This is a genomic window from Streptomyces coryli (assembly GCF_011044975.1).
Taxonomy (GTDB): Bacteria; Actinomycetota; Actinomycetes; order Streptomycetales; family Streptomycetaceae; genus Streptomyces; species Streptomyces coryli.
In genome coordinates this window covers 1-3,604 of record NZ_JAAKZV010000432.1, presented here as the reverse complement: position 1 = coordinate 3,604, position 3,604 = coordinate 1, and the positions used below count along the sequence as shown (strand labels likewise).

Here is a 3,604-nt window from a genome sequence, read left to right as displayed (position 1 = left end):
CCACGCCCCACGCCCGCCCGCGCCGCCCGAGCGCCGCGGTCCGCAGCACGAGCGCGGTGTCGAGCCCCGGCGTGACGGTGAGCAGCCCGACGACGGCGGCAAAGGACAGCAGCGCGGTAGTCGTCTCATCCATGCACCTCACCCTAGGAACCGCCCGCACTGGCAACCGCCCCCGGGTCAGCCGGTACGCTGTACGCGCTCCGCAGCCAGGAGGCGGCGAAGCACCGGGAGGGTTGCCCGAGCGGCCTAAGGGAACGGTCTTGAAAACCGTCGTGGTGGCGACATCACCGTGGGTTCAAATCCCACACCCTCCGCCAGAGGTCAGCGTATGTGCTGGTCAGTAGGGGTGCCTCTCACTGAGAGGCACCCCTACTGCGTCCTTCGGCTATTCCGGCTGGTAGGCGCTGACCGCGTCGGCCATCGGCTTGCCGAAGGTCATGTCACCGGACGGGATCGGGCTGTCGTCGAGGGTCTCGGTCCTGATCTTCACTGCGGGGATGTTCCGTTTCTCTGGTCGTTGAAGTCGTGGTCGTGTCGTGGTCGCCGTGCCCGGGTCACAGGGCGAGCAGGACACGGTCGGCGGCCTTGGGGTCGGCCAGGGGCCTCAGGGCCAGGCGGATCAGGGCGAGCGGATTGTCGTCGCCCGCGATGCGGTTGGCGCTGAGCTCACCGCAGGCGGCGCATTGGTGGATGATCATCCACTCGCCGTCGGTGCGGACGGACATGCCCAGCGCCTCCATCCGGCCGCGGCAGTCCGCGTCGCGGTCGCCGGGGATCTTCCGGTCGACGTGCAGGCTGGCCAGGCAATGGGGGCAGTGGTTGCGGTGGGCGGTTCCGGGTGCGTCCAGGGAGACGTCGAGCCGGCAGGAAATGCACCGGAAGTCGCTTGCCCGGTGCCCGCCCTGGGTGTGCAGGACGTCCTTGTGCCGCTGCGGGCGACGCCGTCCACGGTTGTTGCGGTTGTCGCGGTTTCTGCGAGACATGGTGGTGTCCTTTCCTTCTCGGGCGGTCAGAGAGTTCCGAACGCTTCGAGCGGGAAAGGCGGTTGGGCCAGCGGGCGGACCGCCATGCGCATCAGGATGAGCTGGTTGTCGTCCGCGCAGACCGGGCTCGACGTGAGTTCGTCGCAACGTACGCACCGGTGGATCACCATCCAGTCACCAGTGCGGAGCACGGCGACGGCGATCGCGGACATCCGGCCCTCGCAGTCGCTCGGGCCGCCCTCGACGTGGTCGAGGACGTGCCGGGAGTGCAGGCAGGACGGGCAGTGGTTGCGCGGCGCGCCGTCGGCGGCGTACGCGGACACGGTCAGGCCGCACCACGCGCAGGCGAAGGTGCTGAGGCTGAGAGTGGTGTTGGTGGTGGTGTGGCTGGACACCCGGGTGCTCCTTGCTGGAAGTAGGTCAAGACAGCAAGAGCAGGCCGAGTGGCCTCGTCAGAAGGCGGCCCGGTGCGGACGGTTACGCGGTACGGCGAGGCGCACTCGGCGCGGGCCGGGACATCAAACACCCTTTTCCAGGGCACACAGGCCCATAACGAATCAGAACGACTGCTCGGAGACTAACAGGGCGCCTTCCGAGGCTGTCAACGCATTATTCGACTCGCCCCGCCACCGGGGCACTTGACCCCAGTGAAATCAGCCATACGGAGTTCGGTCAAGCGGGTGGAACCCGGCGGGCAGGGGCCTCAAAGATGAGTTCGCGGCCGTCCTCCTCATCCCATTGTTCGCCGACCTCAGCGAAGCCGAAGCCCGAGATCGTGGCCAGGGATGCCGCGTTGTCGGGACTGATCGACGCTCGGACGGTCCTGACCGTGGGTTCGGCTGCTGCCCGGTGAAGCAGCTCGGTCAGTGTGGCTCGGGCGTATCCCTGGCGGCGGAAGTCGGGAGCGATGGCGTAGCCGATCTCGACCATGCCGGCCTCGTCGGGCGGGCCGTGGAAACCGGCATGGCCGACGACCCGGCCCTGGTCGTCGACGACCGCTTGCCGCGCCATCCACCGCGCCTGGCCGGGATCGGCGGACATCTGGTCGAGCCGGAATTGCCATAGCCACCGTGCTCTGTCGGTCACGAAGTACTCGGTCAGTGAAACCCCGGCCGTCCGGCTGGCTCCGGGCAAGTCGTCATCCAGCAGAGCGGCCATCGCTTCCCCGGACAGCTCGATGAAACGAACATGCTTCGGGCTTCGCGTGAGTGGTTTCCGATGATCGGCTTCTTCATCTGTCACCTGCGGATGCTCGCCGACTGATCCGAAAGGTGTCCAGCGAATTCGGCAGCTCCACCAGCCGAATTCCGCTGTCGGTCGGGTATCGGCGATATGTCGGTGGCCGGTGGCATCGTGGGCGTCGGGTTGCTCCGCCGAGCAGCCGCCGTTACGTCTCACCGGAGCTCCCGCCATGTCACAGACCCCCTCCGCCGCTGACCGCGTGTACCTGGTCACCGGCGGCAACGCGGGCATCGGGTACTTCACCGCCGAGCAGCTGGCCGGCACCGGCGCCACGGTCGTGCTGGGCAGCCGGAGCGCCGCCCGGGCCGAGGCCGCGATGGACGCGATCCGCGGCCGGGTGCCCGGGGCGCGGGTGCGGTCCGTCGGCCTGGACCTCGCCGACCTCGGCTCCTTGTCTGCGTCGGTGGAAGCCCTGGGGGCGGATCACCTCGACGCGGTGGTCCACAACGCCGGCGTGCTCCTCGAAGGGCCGGAGCGCAAGGAGACCGCGGACGGCAACGAGATCCATTTCGGTACCAACCACCTCGGGCACTTCGCGCTGACCCACTGGCTGATGCCGCTGCTGGAGGCCGCGCCGGGCGCCCGCGTCGTGACCGTCGGCAGCTTCGCCGCCAAGTCAGAGCGCCTGGACCTGGACGATCTGCAGACCCGCACCGACTACCGGGCCAAGCGCACCTACGCCCGCTCCAAGCTGGCCCAGATGTACTTCGGCCTCGAGCTCGACCGCCGGCTGCGCGCCGCGGGCAGCACCGTGTCCAGCGTCGTGGTCCACCCCGGCGGAGCGCTCGACTCGCTCACCCCGTCGCGGCCCCCTGTCCACGTACGCAAGGCCGGTACGGCGCTGCGCGCCGCGCCCGCCGCCCTCGTGCTCCAGGGCAAGCACGACGGCGCCCGGCCCGCGGTCCGGGCGGTGCTCGACCCGCGGATCGCCGGAGGCGAGCTGTGGGGCCCGCGCGTCTTCGGCCTGCGCGGTCGTCCGCATCGCGAGCGGCTGTGGACCCAGCTTGAGGACGCCGAAACAGCCCGTCGGCTCTGGGACGCGAGCGCCGAGCTGACCGGTGTCGCGCCGGCCCCCGCCCCCGCCATCTGAAGTACTCAGCTCACATCGCCGTATGCCGCGCCGCCGACGCCACCGTCGACGTCGCTTCCCGCAGCGGGAGCCCCGTCGCCACCGCCGCCGCCACCAAGGCCGCGCCGACATCGTGGCCGTGGCCGGATTCGTACGCGCGGCAAGCGGCCCAGAACAGGCGGGCGTTGCGTTCGCCCGGTTGGGAGGCGGCTACGAAGCGGATCAGGGCGTCGGCGCGGCGGTCCCAGGGGCCTTCTGTCGGGGGTGGTTCGTGGCTGGCGGGGGGTGTCGTGAGGAGGCGTAGTAAGGC

4 protein-coding genes, 1 tRNA gene and 2 pseudogenes are annotated in these 3,604 nt (G+C 69.9%); 2 read left to right on the top strand and 5 right to left on the bottom strand.

The window, feature by feature from the left end; all coding sequences use genetic code 11:
• Positions 1–133: pseudogene (locus tag G5C51_RS43560) on the bottom strand (LysE family translocator); the annotation flags it as partial.
• A 94-nt stretch (positions 134–227) separates the two neighbouring features.
• On the opposite strand from G5C51_RS43560, the gene G5C51_RS40685 reads away from it, so the two are divergent.
• Positions 228–317 (top strand) — tRNA-Ser (locus tag G5C51_RS40685).
• Between the two features lie 237 nt (positions 318–554).
• Here G5C51_RS40685 and G5C51_RS40680 read toward each other — a convergent pair.
• The 3 genes from G5C51_RS40680 to G5C51_RS40670 all read right to left on the bottom strand — a co-directional run bounded on the left by G5C51_RS40680 (position 555) and on the right by G5C51_RS40670 (position 2,381).
• Positions 555–983: an RNHCP domain-containing protein gene (locus G5C51_RS40680; protein WP_165245779.1), complete on the bottom strand. Its 429-nt coding sequence runs from the start codon at positions 981–983 to the stop codon at positions 555–557.
• Between the two features lie 26 nt (positions 984–1,009).
• Positions 1,010–1,378 (bottom strand): RNHCP domain-containing protein, encoded by a 369-nt coding sequence (locus G5C51_RS40675; RefSeq protein ID WP_165245777.1) that lies wholly within the window; start codon positions 1,376–1,378, stop codon positions 1,010–1,012.
• A 277-nt stretch (positions 1,379–1,655) separates the two neighbouring features.
• Positions 1,656–2,381 (bottom strand): GNAT family N-acetyltransferase, encoded by a 726-nt coding sequence (locus G5C51_RS40670; protein WP_338118499.1) that lies wholly within the window; start codon positions 2,379–2,381, stop codon positions 1,656–1,658.
• A 13-nt stretch (positions 2,382–2,394) separates the two neighbouring features.
• On the opposite strand from G5C51_RS40670, the gene G5C51_RS40665 reads away from it, so the two are divergent.
• Positions 2,395–3,315 (top strand): SDR family NAD(P)-dependent oxidoreductase, encoded by a 921-nt coding sequence (locus tag G5C51_RS40665; protein WP_165245775.1) that lies wholly within the window; start codon positions 2,395–2,397, stop codon positions 3,313–3,315.
• A 10-nt stretch (positions 3,316–3,325) separates the two neighbouring features.
• On the opposite strand, the pseudogene G5C51_RS40660 reads toward G5C51_RS40665, so the two are convergent.
• Positions 3,326–3,604, bottom strand: a pseudogene (locus G5C51_RS40660) (bifunctional DNA primase/polymerase); the annotation flags it as partial.

What these genes read in the sequence shown, in the direction of transcription:
- G5C51_RS40680 (WP_165245779.1), bottom strand. Translation starts at nt 983, where the DNA reads ATGTCTCGCAGAAACCGCGACAACCGCAACAACCGTGGACGGCGTCGC.
- G5C51_RS40665 (WP_165245775.1), top strand. Translation starts at nt 2,395, where the DNA reads ATGTCACAGACCCCCTCCGCCGCTGACCGCGTGTACCTGGTCACCGGC.